Origin of the sequence: Haloarcula amylolytica JCM 13557, assembly GCF_000336615.1 — an archaeon.
Taxonomy (GTDB): domain Archaea; phylum Halobacteriota; class Halobacteria; order Halobacteriales; family Haloarculaceae; genus Haloarcula; species Haloarcula amylolytica.
This window is the reverse complement of record NZ_AOLW01000050.1, coordinates 53,331-67,527: the sequence shown is the minus strand read 5'-3', so window position 1 is coordinate 67,527 and position 14,197 is coordinate 53,331. Positions and strand designations below refer to the sequence as shown.

Annotated in this window: 14 protein-coding genes; 7 read left to right on the top strand and 7 right to left on the bottom strand. The window is 65.0% G+C overall.

Going from position 1 to position 14,197, the window contains the following annotated elements; all coding sequences use genetic code 11:
* Positions 1 to 35: 35 nt before the first annotated feature.
* Positions 36 to 1,802 carry a DUF7289 family protein gene (locus C442_RS18445; RefSeq protein WP_442905015.1) on the bottom strand — a complete coding sequence of 589 codons (1,767 nt, stop codon included), beginning with the start codon at positions 1,800 to 1,802 and terminating at the stop codon, positions 36 to 38.
* A 296-nt stretch (positions 1,803 to 2,098) separates the two neighbouring features.
* Between C442_RS18445 and C442_RS18440 the strand changes: the two genes are divergently transcribed.
* Genes C442_RS18440 through C442_RS18425 form a run of 4 tightly spaced genes read left to right on the top strand, consistent with a single transcriptional unit; the run spans position 2,099 to position 4,549 of the window.
* A complete protein-coding gene (locus tag C442_RS18440; RefSeq protein WP_008313088.1) occupies positions 2,099 to 2,569 on the top strand; it encodes a 30S ribosomal protein S15 in 471 nt (156 codons plus the stop codon).
* Positions 2,570 to 3,688 carry a hypothetical protein gene (locus C442_RS18435; RefSeq protein WP_008313086.1) on the top strand — a complete coding sequence of 373 codons (1,119 nt, stop codon included), beginning with the start codon at positions 2,570 to 2,572 and terminating at the stop codon, positions 3,686 to 3,688. It begins immediately after the preceding gene.
* The gene (locus tag C442_RS18430) at positions 3,685 to 3,915 is read left to right on the top strand and encodes a KEOPS complex subunit Pcc1 (protein WP_008313084.1); all 231 of its coding nucleotides are present in this window, start codon (positions 3,685 to 3,687) and stop codon (positions 3,913 to 3,915) included. The genes C442_RS18435 and C442_RS18430 overlap by 4 nt, the downstream gene beginning before the upstream one ends.
* Positions 3,908 to 4,549, top strand: a complete 642-nt coding sequence (locus C442_RS18425) for a 30S ribosomal protein S3ae (protein WP_008313082.1) — start codon at positions 3,908 to 3,910, stop codon at positions 4,547 to 4,549. The genes C442_RS18430 and C442_RS18425 overlap by 8 nt, the downstream gene beginning before the upstream one ends.
* Positions 4,550 to 4,740: 191 nt before the next feature.
* Here the strand turns inward: C442_RS18425 and C442_RS23125 are convergent, their stop codons facing one another.
* The 3 genes from C442_RS23125 to C442_RS18410 form a co-directional block, all read right to left on the bottom strand.
* Entirely contained in the window at positions 4,741 to 5,028 is a 288-nt protein-coding gene (locus C442_RS23125; RefSeq protein WP_394324897.1) for a plastocyanin/azurin family copper-binding protein, read from the bottom strand.
* A gap of 232 nt (positions 5,029 to 5,260) precedes the next feature.
* Positions 5,261 to 6,406 carry a 5-(carboxyamino)imidazole ribonucleotide synthase gene (locus tag C442_RS18415; protein WP_008313078.1) on the bottom strand — a complete coding sequence of 382 codons (1,146 nt, stop codon included), beginning with the start codon at positions 6,404 to 6,406 and terminating at the stop codon, positions 5,261 to 5,263.
* A 25-nt stretch (positions 6,407 to 6,431) separates the two neighbouring features.
* Complete coding sequence (locus tag C442_RS18410; RefSeq protein ID WP_008313076.1) at positions 6,432 to 8,405, bottom strand: flippase activity-associated protein Agl23; 1,974 nt, start codon at positions 8,403 to 8,405, stop codon at positions 6,432 to 6,434.
* A 151-nt stretch (positions 8,406 to 8,556) separates the two neighbouring features.
* On the opposite strand from C442_RS18410, the gene ribH reads away from it, so the two are divergent.
* Positions 8,557 to 8,970: a 6,7-dimethyl-8-ribityllumazine synthase gene (ribH, locus tag C442_RS18405; RefSeq protein ID WP_008313074.1), complete on the top strand. Its 414-nt coding sequence runs from the start codon at positions 8,557 to 8,559 to the stop codon at positions 8,968 to 8,970.
* Positions 8,967 to 10,127 carry a pyridoxal phosphate-dependent aminotransferase gene (locus tag C442_RS18400; RefSeq protein ID WP_008313072.1) on the top strand — a complete coding sequence of 387 codons (1,161 nt, stop codon included), beginning with the start codon at positions 8,967 to 8,969 and terminating at the stop codon, positions 10,125 to 10,127. The genes ribH and C442_RS18400 overlap by 4 nt, the downstream gene beginning before the upstream one ends.
* A gap of 329 nt (positions 10,128 to 10,456) precedes the next feature.
* Here C442_RS18400 and C442_RS18395 read toward each other — a convergent pair whose 3' ends face one another.
* The 3 genes from C442_RS18395 to C442_RS18385 form a co-directional block, all read right to left on the bottom strand.
* Complete coding sequence (locus C442_RS18395) at positions 10,457 to 11,167, bottom strand: hypothetical protein (RefSeq protein WP_239642333.1); 711 nt, start codon at positions 11,165 to 11,167, stop codon at positions 10,457 to 10,459.
* Positions 11,168 to 11,261: 94 nt separating this feature from the next.
* Positions 11,262 to 11,690 carry an adenylyltransferase/cytidyltransferase family protein gene (locus tag C442_RS18390; protein WP_008313068.1) on the bottom strand — a complete coding sequence of 143 codons (429 nt, stop codon included), beginning with the start codon at positions 11,688 to 11,690 and terminating at the stop codon, positions 11,262 to 11,264.
* Positions 11,687 to 12,184 (bottom strand): Mov34/MPN/PAD-1 family protein, encoded by a 498-nt coding sequence (locus C442_RS18385; protein ID WP_008313067.1) that lies wholly within the window; start codon positions 12,182 to 12,184, stop codon positions 11,687 to 11,689. Before C442_RS18385 ends, C442_RS18390 begins: the two co-directional genes overlap by 4 nt.
* 94 nt (positions 12,185 to 12,278) lie before the next feature.
* Between C442_RS18385 and C442_RS18380 the strand changes: the two genes are divergently transcribed.
* Complete coding sequence (locus C442_RS18380) at positions 12,279 to 14,192, top strand: DHH family phosphoesterase (protein ID WP_008313065.1); 1,914 nt, start codon at positions 12,279 to 12,281, stop codon at positions 14,190 to 14,192.
* Positions 14,193 to 14,197 lie beyond the last annotated feature (5 nt).

The window sequence follows — 14,197 nt, the reverse complement described above, 5'->3', positions numbered from 1 at the left end:
TGCTACGGTAGTGATGAAGTGAGGTGTGTCGGCGGTCAATTGGACGTGATATTGACGTCGTTCGTCGAGATGTGGAGATAGGTGATCGCAACTACACTCGTGTCTTTGGGAATTGTGCGCTCTTGTTTGAGTGCCCGGTCAAAGTGGACTCTGCCACCCTTTTCCAGTTCGACTTGGCTGGTGACCGCACCGCCGTAGAGTTCGCTCTTCCAGATCTCGAACGTGCTCGTTCCGGTCTTTCCCCCCGGCGCGTAGATGACGCCGGTGACTCTGGACTTATCTGACCCTTTCTTCTCCATCCGGGCCTGGAGATTATCTTTGCCGTAGATCCACACTTGCGTCGACCGCTCACTGACCGCGCCGGTTGTCCTGATCTCGCTCGCCCGTGTGAAGAAGTGATAGCCGTCAGCGCTCCCGCCCGACGCGGGCGACTCGCCCTTTACGTATATCTTCACCTGATTCGGGCCGGACACCGTGATATCGTTCCCGGTGTTCAGGCTCACGTAGTTCTCGACACCAATGATCACATCTCCACCAGTCGTGTCGAACTCGACGTCGTTGCTCAGGTCGATCCTGTCGACGTGATAGCTACCAGCAGACAGTGTCGTCGCCCCCTCTGTGCCGTCGATAACGCCGTCGTCGGCTATGGTTCCCCCGTTATCGTTCGACGACGACAGGTCGTCGACCTGTGTGTCGACGTGGGAGTTGATACTGGTGGTGTCGCCGAACGAACTGATCTGTTCGTCGGAGCAGGACCCCGAACACGCTCCGTGTTTGTCCTCGAACGCGTCCGCCCATTCCACCCGGTTGCCGTTGAACGTCATCGAGTTACTACTGAATTCGACGCGACCGCCCGAGGTGATGTTCCCGTTCAGTTCCGCACTCCCGGTGACGGTGACATCACCTGCCGTCGTGAGATTGCCGCTGTCACCGGCCTCGGAGGCGTCGTACCCGTCCCCGTCTGCCGACGTATAGCTGTCGGTAAATGCATCGTTCCCGCTCAGTTTGATCGACCCGGAATCACTCGTCGCGGCGACGGCGTTCCGGACTTTTCGCGGCCCTGCAGGGACCTTGAGAACGATCGAAACACGACTGCTGTCGGGCTGGTACGTCACGTCACCGTCCGTTCGCTCCTCGAAGTATCCGCCCCACGCTCGGTAGTACTCGCTCTGGACGGTAACGTTGACTTTCCCGTCTTCCAGCGGGTTCGTGAAGTTCGCGTTTCGCGTGGTGTTCGGAAAGTGCGACGTTGTTCGGTTGTGGGTGATCGACGCGCTGTCTCTGATTGTCCCGGACCCGCTCACTGTCACGAGAGGGAGCGTCAGCGTCGCGTCCCGGTAGTGGAACTCGGGCGGGGACACCATCACCGACGTTCCGTCACCGGTTGACCGCCAGACGCCGCCTCCCTGATACGCGAGTCGCGTCTCGTCGCTGCCGTGATACGCCACCTCACCCATCGATTCGTTGAACACAGTCGTCCGGCTCCCGGACGTTGTATTCTGATAGGAGACGTTCATCCACCCGGCATTCTCGTCGATACGATAGGTGCTCGAACTGCTCGCGGGAAGCGAGACCTGTTGCACGTCCGTCTGTCCCAGCGCTACGAGCGCGGTTTTGGAATTGAGTTCTGTCAGCGACTTCTCGGTTCGTTCCACGTCGAGTTGCGTTTGCGTGCTCGTAATTGCGTCGGCACCCAGTGCAACGACCGCCGTCGTCGAGATAATCATCACTGCGAAAACCAGCGCTAGTCCGAGCGGAGCACTCTGCCCGCGACTGCCGAGTCTCCGCCCAGCGCTACCCATACTGCGCATATCTACCCCAACAAATTACTTAAGATAGGCGGGCGGGTTATCAATTGTAATACTGCGGAGTGTTTCGGCTGTGGGACGTATTTGACGACTGTGTCGCCGTTTCGAGACGCGACCGGGAAGCGGAACGGTTTAGTCGCGCCCTCTCAGAAAGGGAGATGGGAACAGCACGACCGCAAATCTGACTCGCTGTGAATTTTCACAGCTCGGGATTGCGGCCGTGTTCGGCACTGTACAGTGCCAATACGCCTCGTAACGAGAGCGGTTCGTGCGGTTCCAACCAGATTACAATGGCACGAATGCATACACGCCGTCGCGGTTCGTCCGACTCGGACAAACCGGCGGCAGACGAACCCCCGGAGTGGAGTGACGTCGACGAGGACGCCATCGAAGAGCGCGTCGTCGAACTGGCCGAACAGGGCCACTCGCCCAGCGAGATCGGCCTGAAGCTGCGCGACGAGGGCGTTCAGGGGACACCGATCCCTGACGTCTCGCTCGCGACCGGCAAGAAAGTCACCGAGATCCTCGAGGAGAACGAAGCTGAGCCGGACCTGCCGGAAGACCTTCGGAACCTGCTCGAGCGGGCCGTCCGCCTGCGCGACCACATGGACGAGAACCCCGGTGACTACCAGAACAAGCGTGCGCTCCAGAACACGCAGTCGAAGATCCGACGCCTCATCGACTACTACCGCGGTGACGAGGTCGACGAGGACTTCACCTACAGCTACGACAACGCCGTCGAAGCGCTGGGTCTCGAATAGATGTCGGCGACCGGTCGGGAACCGACGCCAGCCACGTCGCCGGGCGACCTCGCCGGGTCGCTCAGTGAGGCCACCTTTGTGCGCCTCGTCAGCGACGCGACCGGCGAGGCGCTGGCCGCGACTGGCCTGCTGGCACGGGCACTGGATGACACGCCGTTTCAGGCGAGCGTCGTCCGCCCGTTCGAGGACCCCGACCGGACCACGGAAACCGACATCACTGTCGCCATCGGTCGCACGCAGCCGACTGCCGACGTGACGCTGACCGACCGCGCCGCCGCGACTGCCTTTGAGACCGCCCGCGAACTCGGCGGAACGGCTGACCCCGCGCTCGCTCTGGCCGGCACGATTGCCGCCGGAGAGGTCGACGGGACCGTCGCCGAAGCCGCCGAGCAGGCGGGACTCGACCGCCGACCCGGCGTCGCAGTGCCGGGCACGGACCTCGCGGACGGGCTGGCCCACTCGACGCTGTTCGTCGCGCCCTTCTCGGGCGACGCCGATGCAGCACGGGCCACGCTCGCTGACCTGAGCGCCGACGCGAACCAGTCTGCGGACCGCTCGGCCGACGACCACCGACGCCTCGCGTCGCTGGTCGCCCTGACTGTCACTGCGGACGCGCCGCCACGGGCCGCCGACGCGGTCCAACGCGCGCTCCGCCCGACGATGGGTGGCCCCTTCGAGACGGTCGGCGGCTACGCCGACGTACTCGACGCCGTCTCACGGGAACAGCCGGGCACCGCCGTCGCGCTCGCGCTCGGCCACGAGGCCGTCCGCGAGGACGCGCTGGCCGCCTGGCGCAGTCACGCCGCGCGCGCCCACGAAGCAGTGTCCGAGGCGACCACTGGCCGGTACGACGGCCTGTTCGTCGCCCGCGGCGACGCGATGCCGACCGGCACCGTCGCTCGACTGTTCGCGGACTTCCGCGCACCGGAGCCGGTGACGCTCGTCGTCACCGACACGGCGGCCGCGGCCCGCGCCACGGACGGCCGGGACGTGTCCGAGACGATGCACGCCGCCGCCGAGACGGTCGGCGGCGACGCCGTCGGAACAGGCGACCGGGCACGCGCTCGGTTCGACGTTTCGACGGCCGATTTCATCGAAGCGTTCCGGGAGGCAGTATGAGACGGGCCGAGATTCGCACGACGCACGACTCGCCCGAACGCGTCGCACGCGCGGTGCGGCCCGACAACACCGACGAGATGACCACGCGCGTCGAGGGCGACACCGTGGTCACGACCGTCGAGCGGGACTCGACCGGCGGCCTGCAGGCGACTGTCGACGACTACGTCGTCAACATCCGGGTTGCAGCACAGCTCGCAGACCAACACACACAATCCAACCATGAGTGAACGAAGCGTTTCCAAGCGCACAGAACAGAAACGGTGGTACACCGTGCAGGCTCCCGAGCAGTTCGACCGGGAGGTTCTCGGTAAGACACCGGCAGACGAACCGGACAAGGTGCTCGGACGCACCATCGAAACAACGCTCGGCGAACTGACCAACGACGCCAGCGAGAACAACACGAAGCTGACCTTCAAGATCAACGAGGTCGCCTCGGACTCGGCGTACACGGAGTTCATCCGCCACGAACTTACGCGGGACTACCTCCGCTCGCTCGTCCGCCGCGGCTCCTCGAAGGTCGAGGCCTACATCACCGTGCTGACCACGGACGACTACCGCGTCCAGATTCAGCCGGTCGCCGTGACGACGAAGAAGGCCGACGCCTCCCAGGAGAAGGCCATCCGCCGGACGATGATCGACCTCGTCCGGGAGACGGCCGAAGACCGCACCTTCGAACAGCTGATCGACAGCGTCGTCGAAGGGCGTCTCTCCTCGGCTATCTACGGCGAAGCCAAGGACATCTACCCGCTCCGACGCGTCGAGATCAAGAAGACCACGCTCGAAGCGCGGCCAGAAGAAGTCGCCGCCGAAGAGGAGACAGCCGTCGACGTGGACGAGGAAGACGTCGACGTCGAAGCCTAACGCGTTCCAGCACCGACGTTCGATTTTTCTGCCGGAGTGAGAGACCGAGCCCGACAGCGACGCAGCGGACCTGCCCCTCTTCTGTGACGCTGTTGCCGACGGTCGGAGTTAGCGACCGATACCCCAAAACAGCGCGTAGAGGACCCACTCAGCGCAGACAGGAAAAAGACTCGACAAAATCGACAGCGCCGCTACTCGCCGCTCGTCACCGTTTCGGGGTTTTCGGTCACGACGACGGTCCCGACCATCCCGGCTCGCTCGTGCGGGATACAGAAGTAGGGGTACTCGCCGAGTACCTCGAAGGTGTGGGTAAACTCCTGGCCCTCGTACATCGTCCCGCCGGAGGAACTCCCCCAGTTGTCGCGGGCCGCCTGTTCGGTGTCGAAGCCGCCGGAGGCGAAGTAGTCGGCGTCGTCGGGGATGTCGTCCTCGTAGGCCGTGACCGAGTGGCCCTGTTTGCTCGTGTTGAGCCACCGCACGGTCGTCCCCGGTTCGACGGCGATGCGAACCGGGCGAAACGCCTTCGCGGACATCCCCACGTCGTAGTCGGTGTCAGCGCTCCCACCGCCGAGGCAGCCGGCGAGCCCTGCGACCGCCGCCGGGCCGGCCGCACGGAGAAGATCCCGTCGCTCCATACCGTGACTCAGGACCGCATAGTCAAAGACCGCTCGGTTCTGGACTGCGGAGAACCCCGGTGTCAGTCCGTCGCGGTCACTCGAAAGTCAGTCCGTCGCGGAGGTCGCGCGCGTCGGCGAGCAGGCCGTCGCGGTCGTCAGCCGTCAGCGTTACGTGCCCCATCTTCCGGAGGTTGTACACCTCGCGCTTGCCGTACCAGTGCAGGTGCGCCCGTGGCGTCTCCAGTATCCCGTCTTCGCCCCGCAATGCTGCCGACTGGCGCTCCGAAACGTCCCCGAGGATGTTCGTCGACACAGTGGGGAACCGCTGGTCGGTCGATCCCAGCGGTTGGCCGGTGACGGCCCGCAGGTGTTGCTCGAACTGCGAGGTGTGACAGCCCTCGATGGTCCAGTGGCCGGAGTTGTGCGGTCGCGGCGCGATCTCGTTGAGCAGAATCGCGCCGTCGGTCGTCTCGAACAGCTCGATGCCGAACACGCCGCGACCGTCCATCACGTCGAGCACGTCGTGAGCGACGTCTCGGGCGCGCTCGCGGACGGCTTTCGACGCTCTGGCCGGCGCGACGGACTCCCGGAGGATTTCCTCGCGGTGAATCGTCTCGGTGACCGGAAACGTGTCCCGTTCGTCCGCACCGCGACAGCCCATGACCGCGAGTTCGCGCTCGAAGTCGACCATCTCCTCGACCATCGCGGGGCCGGCGATGTCGTCGACAGCGTCCTCGACGTCTTCCGGGCCTTCGACGCGGATGTTCCCGCGGCCGTCGTAGCCGCCGGTCCGGGCCTTGAGCATCGCGGGGTAGCCCAGTTCCTCGCAGGCCTCGCGGAGGTCGGCGGCGGTGTCGACGGCGCGAAACTCGGGGACCGGAACGCCAGCGTTCGACAGCCGGCGCTTCTGGACGAGTTTGTCTTGAATCGTCCGGAGCGTCTCGGGCGCGGGGTGGACCGGCGTCCCGGTCTCCTCGGCGACCCGTTCGAGAACGTCCGGGTCGGCCAGTTCGATCTCGAACGTGAGGTAGTCGGCGCGCTCGGCGAGTTCCCGCAAGGTCGCCTCGTCGTCGAAGTCGCCGACGATCTGGTCGCGGACGACCGGTGTTGCCGGGCAGTCCGGCGTCGGGTCGGTCACGAGCAGTTCGAGGCCGAGCGGCGCGGCCGCCTCGCCGAGCATCCGGCCGAGTTGGCCACCGCCGACCACGCCGACGGTCGGCCCTGGTGACGTGAGCGTCATACCGCGCGCTTTCACAGCAGCAGGGTTAACCGTTCGGTTCTCGCCCGTAGGACTCGTGGACCCACACCGTCATGTCGTTCGAGCCGTACTTCGTTCGCATTCGGTGGGTCTTGGGCACGTACCCGGCGGCTTCGAGCCGTTCGGTGGGGACCGTGCTGTCGATCTGCTGGGTAATGACTATCGGCGGCTGGTCTTCTTGCGCCTGTTCGGCGAGCGTGTCGGGTCGGTTCTCACACGAGACGTTCACGTCGTCGGCCGCGTAGTACCACGGCAGCGGCAGCGAGTTGTACCACTGCAGACAGGTCGGTCTGGTGTTCCACCACGAGTCGTTCCACTCACCGCGGTCTTCCTTGACGTACGCGTCGTCGCCGTCGTAGGCGTCGCCGCGCTCCCCGTGATACATCACGACATCAGTGCCGTTTCCGCTGGCCGTCGCGATTCGGTCCATCTCCGCCAGGTCGTCGCGGAGCGACTCCTGTGGCTGGGCGTACTGGACCAGCGGATTCCCCTCCAGGTGTTCGTTGGTGTACACCCGCGTGGCAGCGGTGTTGACGACGAGGGCCGTAACGAGCAGGACGATAGCGGCGGCGATGGCAGCGCCCGTCACGTCGTCAGTCGACAGCGACTCGTTCCCCCACCGGATCACGGCGGCGAGCCCGACGGCGGCCGGAATCGACAGCGGGACGACGACGTGGACGGCGAGCCACGGCGCGCCGATGTCGGTCCCGATGGGGTACCCCAGAATCGAGACGTAGCCGCCGTAGGCCGCGAACGGGACGAGATGGCGCGGCTCGACGGTTCCGAGCCGGTCGAGCGCGTACCCGAACGCCGAGAACAGAAGCAGCGGTGCCGCGGTGTAGCCCAGCGCTTTCAACAGTACCTCGTAGTGGCCGTCGACGCTCTCGTAGAACGTCTCGATAGACTCGACGAGGCCCGTCTCAGTGGTCGTGGCTTTCTCCGAGGCCGGCGAGAACCACTCGCTGTACTGGTCGACGACGCGCTCCCAGGTGGTCCCGACGAGTTCCGGGAACAGCGACGGGTTCGTCACGCCTGACCAGAAGTTCACGTCGCCGCTTGCGGCAGGGGCTGGCGGGTGTTCGATGCCGGCGACGCCGGCCCCGCGAGGGGCGTAGAAGAACAGCGAGACGAGGCCGAACACCAGCGCGGCGAGGACGATGTGGCTCGCGTACGCCGCGAGGACGGACGCGGCGCTGTCGTGGCGGTCGCGGAACGAGCGAACCGTGCCGACGACGAGTCCTACGTCCGCCCGGACGCGACCCGCCATCCGCCCCCAGATTGCGCCGACGGTCGGGACGCCACGGAGGAAGCCGAACGCGTCGCGGTAGCCGTTCGGGAGGACGAGCACCTTCGCCAGCAGGAGACCGGTCGCGCCGAGCCACGTCAGCACGTAGACGATGGCGTTCTCCTTCGAGGCGAACCCCAGTGCCATGAACGCCCCGACGCCGTAGAGATAGCGCGCCTTGCGGGTATCGACGAACCGGACGAGCAGGCCGAAGGCGGTGAACATGAATGCCGCGACCAGCACGTCGCTGCGCATGAACCGCGAGAAGTACAGCAGGACCGGATTGAGTGCGAGAAACACGGCCATGAACACAGTCTCGTCGGACCGGAGGTGTTCGCGAAAGAGCAGCGCTGTCAGCGGGAGGAGGCCGCCGACAATCGCCACCGGTAACCGCATCGTGAAGTCAGTCGGCGCGGCGACGGTGAACACCCAGCTATCGACGTGCTGGATGAACGGGCCGTGGATGATGTAGCGGTACGCAAAGGAGCCGGAGTCGCGGAGATGGAGCGCCCAGTAGGCCACGCGGCCCTCGTCGAAGTGAGCGACGCGGCTCCCGAGCGCCGCGACTCTGAGGACGAGTCCGAGAAGCGTCACAGCGACGACGAGCTTCACAGTGGCGCGGGGGTCGTCCGCGAACCAGGACCGGGTCCGGTCCCGGAAATCGTGGAGGGCAGACAGCGGGGACGACTCAGCCATATCTGGCTCAAGCACATGAGGCATTAGAATCCTTCTGGTTTCTATAACATGTTTTTAAGCTACTGCTCCGTCGCAGCGGCCGGCACAGCGGTCTAGGGCTTTGCAGGCACGGAACGGTAGTTCTTTAGTCGCCCCTCCCCGGGAATCAGGTATGGTGCAGCTCGGGCTGGTTGTCGCCCAGTACGACAAACACGGGGCAGTTATCGAGGAGATGGAGCACGGGGCTTACGAGGCCGCTGCCGACAATGACGCCGAGATCGTCGCAGCGATTGACGTCCCCGGGTCCTACGACACGCCGCTGGCAGCCGACCGGCTCGCGCGCCGGTCGGACGTCGACGCCGTGGCCGTCCTCGGCGCGATCATCAGCGGCGACACCGACCACGACCAGGTCATCGGCAACGCCGCCGCACAGGGGCTGACCGACGTGTCCCTCGACCGCGACACCCCCGTCACGCTGGGCATTATCGGCCCGGGCATGAGCCAGGACGAAGCCGAGGCCCGAACCGACAAGGGGGCCTCGGCCGTCCAGAGCGCGATCGACCTCGCCACGGAACTCGAACAATGACTATGGACTTCGCTTCCCGCGTCGAACGTGTAGAACCGAGCGCGACCCTCGCGATCAGCAACAAGGCCGCAGAGCTTGAGGCCGAGGGGAAAGACGTCGTCGACCTGAGCGTCGGCGAACCCGACTTCGACACGCCGGAGAACATCAAAGACGCCGCCAAGGACGCACTCGACGCCGGCCACACCGGCTACACGTCCTCGAACGGCATCCCCGAACTGAAGGAGGCCATCGCTGACAAGCTCCACGATGACGGCCTCACTCAGTACGACCCGGACAACCTCATCGTCACGCCCGGCGGCAAGCAGGCACTGTACGAGATATTCCAGACCGTCATCGACGATGGCGACGAAGTCGCCCTGCTTGACCCGGCCTGGGTGTCCTACGAGGCGATGGCGAAACTCGCCGGCGGGACGCTGACCCGCATCGACACTGCTGCCCACGACTTCCAGCTCGAAGGCGCACTGGACGACCTCGCCGACGCCGTCTCCGACGAGACGGAACTGCTCGTCGTCAACTCGCCGGGCAACCCCCACGGCGCGGTGTACTCCCGCGACGCGATGGAGGGCGTCCGCGACCTCGCCGTCGAGCACGACATCACGGTGATCTCCGACGAGATTTACAAGGAGATTACCTACGACGGCGTCGAAGCCATCTCGCTGGGCACGCTGGATGGGATGGAGGACCGAACCATCACGCTGAACGGCTTCTCGAAGGCCTACTCGATGACCGGCTGGCGGCTGGGCTACTTCGCCGGGCCGGAGGAGCTGATCTCCCAGGCCGGCAAGGTCCACTCGCACTCGGTCTCCTGTGCCGTGAACTTCGTCCAGCACGCCGGCGTCGAGGCCATCACGAACACGGACGACGCCGTCGAGGAGATGCGCCAGGCCTTCGCCGAGCGCCGCGAGTTCCTCATGGAACTGTTCGAGGACCACGGCGTCCACGTCCCCGAGCCACAGGGCGCGTTCTACATGATGCCGGAGATTGCACCGGACGGCGACGACACCGAGTGGTGCGACCAGGCCATCTCGGAGGCCCAGGTCGCCACCGTCCCCGGAACCGCGTTCGGGACGCCCGGCTACGCTCGCATCTCCTACGCAAACAGCAAGGAGCGCCTGCAGGAAGCCGTCGACCGCCTCGCCGAGGCCGACCTGATCTGACGCGCGAACTGTCGTTTTGCGAGCGGTTTTGCCCCGACCAGCGTTCGGGAGTCCTACCCGCCCGAGCCAGTCTGGGACCCTGTCGCTGATTCGGGTACCGGTACTCTGGCCGTGGCCCTTCGGACGACGCGTCGTCCGGCGAGTGCGCGCTGGCGGTTGCGGTCGGCATCGACAGTTCCGGTGAGCGTATCGTCTCGGAGGCGGCTGTCACTGTTGCGCGATGAATCCTGGGGTTAGACTGGAACCGGGACTCACTCACATCATGCCTCCAAGAACTGTGAGCACCACGTTCGTATCTCGGGCCGGAACAGGGACGGCTGCGTCACCGATTACAGTGTCCCGATAGCCCGGTGGCGACGAAACAGGTAGTAGCAGCCGATTATAGGGTACACTATCGGCCCGGGAACCAGGAAAAAGACGCCGAGATTGACGTAGTTCCCCGGATTAGGCTGCCACGTCCCGGACTGAAGGCGAACGTAGGTCGCATCGCGGTAGATGGCGACAGAGAACGGTACCGCGGTGAGGATACCGACCCCAATCGAAACAAGTCCGATACCGACGCTTCCGCTCGAAACAAGTACGCCCCCGAGAGCGAGGCAAACGGGCGGCACCACGGCCCCGATAGCGACAACCGTCCACCACCAGTCCCGGTCGACCCAGTCGACGACATACTGATGGCGTTTGTACAGGTGGTGAAGTTTCATCAGGTAGCCGAGGAAGAAGCCGGCGACCACATACAGGACTGGATTCGGGTCCCAGTCCACGTCTGCTTCCTGCACTTTCTTTGTATCAAAGTAGAGGAAAACCGGCGTTACGAGCCACGATATCAGCGCTACAACAATGCCGCCGAGGTACCAGACGCCGAACGTCCCGAAGATGCTGGCCATCCCGAGGGGCCCGGTACCCACACTCTCGCCCCCTATCCCGACAACGATCAGCCCGAGACCGAGGAATCCAAACAGGAGCGTCGGCAGGAGCAGCAGTATCTCTACAGCGCGGTACGACCGCGAATCGACATCGTTGACTGTGACCATCCCCATTGTATCGTCCCAACTGGCGATTACATTAGGGATATAGTAGCGTAAAATAATTTTGCTAATGGACTGATAAGAGTGGGGGAACTGCGGAACCGAGTCAGCTACGCTCGTCGACAATCCGGTCGATAATCCGGCCTGTCGACAGGAGCCGGTCAGCCGCCTCTGCTTCCAGCGGGCTGGCCCGGCAGATGTCACAGTCGAGGCCCCGGGCGGACAGCGCCGCTTCGAGTTGCTCGTCGTCGTGGTGCTGGTCGTAGCCCAGCGCGATGATGTCCGGTTCGATGCGTTCGATGGGAACGAAGATGTCCTCGGGATGCCCGAGGTGTGCTTCGTCGACCGGTTTGAGCGCGCTGACCATCTCCCGGCGTTGCTCGTCCGGGACGACCGGCGGCTCCTTGTGGGTGACGTTGACCGAGCGGGCGACGATGACATGCAGTTCATCGCCCATGTCGGCGGCGTCCTGCAGGTAGTGGACGTGACCCGGGTGTAGAATGTCGAACGTCCCCTGTGCGACGACGCGGGTCATTGATCGAACTCCTCCTCGCGTAGCTCCGCGTCGATGTCGGACTGGTCGAAATCGAAAAAGGACTCCTCCGGGGGCTCGACGTCGAGTACCGGGAGGTCGACGACCGAGCCGTCGCTGTCGAAGGCCTTCCAGTCGTCGCGACCGTACGGGTAGCCGATGATAATGTGGACGTCGCCGCGCCCGAACGTGGCGAGGTCGGCGTCACTGGGCTTGAGGACGCCGTTCGGATGGGAGTGAATCGACCCCGCTGCTCGCATGTCGTTCGGAACCATGCTCGTCTTGACGGTCGCGCTGACCGGGTTCGACTCCGTTCCCGGAATGACCAGAACGTCGGTCAGAACGGTCCCGTCGTCGTCGAGCCCGAGCTTGCTGGCGTCATCGCCCCGGAGAAAGCCCATATACTCGTTGGGATGGGCCTCTTCGGAGGCTGCGAGCGCGAACTCGAGTGCGGACTCCGCGATCCCGAGTATCCCGCTCGTTCGGAACAACCCCATACCACTGGGTCGGGTCGGACGCTTTTTACGCGTTGTGTTCGTCCCTCCGCGGATTCCGAAGAGTACAAACGGGGGAGCACCGAAGGATTGACAAATGTCTTCGCCAACTGGCACCGGTGACGGTGCTACGGTCCCCGACGGCGGGACCATCGTCTACGATCTCGCGGACCAATGTACGTCCGACGATCTCGAAGAAGGCGCACTGTACCACGCAACTGTCAACGGCACCGTCGAATACGGCGTGTTCGTCGATCTCTCCGACGCTGTCTCCGGTCTCGTCCACGACTCTAATCTTCTGGGCCAGTACGACGTGGGCGAGGACCTCATCGTCGAACTCGGCGAGATCCGCCCCGACGGCGACCTGAGCTTCGAGGAAGTACGGGCCGCCGACTACGAGGAACAGCGCGTTGCCCACGGCAACGCGACCACCGTCGCCGACCTCACCGACGCTACCGGTGAGACGGTCATCATCGAGGGCCAGGTCGTCCAGATCAAACAGACCGGCGGCCCAACCGTGTTCCAGGTCCGGGACGAAACCGGTATCGTCCCGTGTGCCGCCTTCGAGGAGGCCGGTGTCCGTGCCCACCCTGACGTCGAAATCGACGACATCGTCCGCGTCTCCGGACGCGCCGAGGAACGCGACGACGGCCTGCAGGTCGAGGCTGAATCGCTGACCGTCCTCGACGGTGAGGAAGCCGACGACATCGAGAGCGACCTCGACGACGCACTGGCCGAGGCCGCAGAGCCGGCCGACGTCGAGCCGCTGGTCGAGTGGCCCGCCTTCGAGAAGCTGTGGGACGACCTCCGCGAAGTCGCGACCGAACTCCGCAAGACGGTGCTTTCGGGCCGCCCGATTCGCATGCGACACCACGCCGACGGCGACGGGCTCTGTGCGAGCGTCCCGCTACAGGTCGCGCTGGAATCGTTCATCGCCTCCCAGTACGAGGACGCCAGCGCGCCCCAGCACCTCCTCAAGCGCCTGCCGAGCAAGGCCCCCTACTACGAGATGGAAGACGTGACCCGGGACCTCAACTTCGCCCTGGAGGACCGCACCCGCCACGGCCAGAAGCTCCCGATGCTGCTGATGCTCGACAACGGCTCCACCGAGGAGGACACACCGGCCTACCGTAACCTCCGGCACTACGACATCCCGGTGGTCGTCGTCGACCACCACCACCCGGACCCCGAGGCCGTCGAGCCGCTCATCGAACAGCACGTCAATCCGTACCTCCACGACGAGGACTACCGCATCACCACGGGGATGCTGTGTGTCGAACTCGCCCGGATGATCGACCCCGACCTCACCGAGGACCTCCGACACGTCCCCGCGGTCGCGGGCCTGTCGGACCGCTCAGAGGCCGAGGCGATGCGCGACTACATCGACCTCGCCGGCGAGAAAGACTACGACGAGGCCGACCTGCGCGACATCGGCGAAGCACTGGACTACGCGACCCACTGGCTGCGCTACAACTCCGGCGAACAGCTCATCACCGACGTGCTGAACGTCGACTGCGACGACCGAGACCGCCACGGGGAAGTCGTCGACTTCCTCGCCGACCGGGCCGAGCGCGACGTCGAGGACCAGCTTGACGCCGCGATGAGCCACGTCGAGCACGAGCGCCTCGACAACGGCGCGCACCTCTACACGATCGACGTGGAGAACCACGCCCACCGCTTCACCTACCCCGCTCCGGGCAAGACGACCGGCGAAATCCACGACCGGAAGGTCGCCGAGACGGGCGATCCTGTCATCACCATCGGCTACGGCCCGGACTTCGCCGTCCTGCGCTCGGATGGCGTTCGCCTGGACATCCCGCGGATGGTTACCGAGCTGACCGAGGAGGTCGACGGCGGCGGCGTCTCCGGCGGCGGCCACCTCGTCGTCGGCTCCATCAAGTTCGTCAAGGGCCGGCGGGAGTCGGTCATCGACGCCCTCGTCGAGAAGATGGCCGAGGCCGAGATCGACGAGGAACTCGGGAGTTCGACGGCGCTGCCGGAAGAAGTGTAACGCCG

Coding starts and splice junctions, on each gene's coding strand:
- C442_RS18445 (WP_442905015.1), bottom strand. CDS start 1,802: ATGGGTAGCGCTGGGCGGAGACTCGGCAGTCGCGGGCAGAGTGCTCCG.
- C442_RS18440 (WP_008313088.1), top strand. CDS start 2,099: ATGGCACGAATGCATACACGCCGTCGCGGTTCGTCCGACTCGGACAAA.
- C442_RS18435 (WP_008313086.1), top strand. CDS start 2,570: ATGTCGGCGACCGGTCGGGAACCGACGCCAGCCACGTCGCCGGGCGAC.
- C442_RS18430 (WP_008313084.1), top strand. CDS start 3,685: ATGAGACGGGCCGAGATTCGCACGACGCACGACTCGCCCGAACGCGTC.
- C442_RS18425 (WP_008313082.1), top strand. CDS start 3,908: ATGAGTGAACGAAGCGTTTCCAAGCGCACAGAACAGAAACGGTGGTAC.
- C442_RS18415 (WP_008313078.1), bottom strand. CDS start 6,406: ATGACGCTCACGTCACCAGGGCCGACCGTCGGCGTGGTCGGCGGTGGC.
- C442_RS18410 (WP_008313076.1), bottom strand. CDS start 8,405: ATGGCTGAGTCGTCCCCGCTGTCTGCCCTCCACGATTTCCGGGACCGG.
- ribH (WP_008313074.1), top strand. CDS start 8,557: ATGGTGCAGCTCGGGCTGGTTGTCGCCCAGTACGACAAACACGGGGCA.
- C442_RS18400 (WP_008313072.1), top strand. CDS start 8,967: ATGACTATGGACTTCGCTTCCCGCGTCGAACGTGTAGAACCGAGCGCG.
- C442_RS18395 (WP_239642333.1), bottom strand. CDS start 11,167: ATGGGGATGGTCACAGTCAACGATGTCGATTCGCGGTCGTACCGCGCT.
- C442_RS18390 (WP_008313068.1), bottom strand. CDS start 11,690: ATGACCCGCGTCGTCGCACAGGGGACGTTCGACATTCTACACCCGGGT.
- C442_RS18385 (WP_008313067.1), bottom strand. CDS start 12,184: ATGGGGTTGTTCCGAACGAGCGGGATACTCGGGATCGCGGAGTCCGCA.
- C442_RS18380 (WP_008313065.1), top strand. CDS start 12,279: ATGTCTTCGCCAACTGGCACCGGTGACGGTGCTACGGTCCCCGACGGC.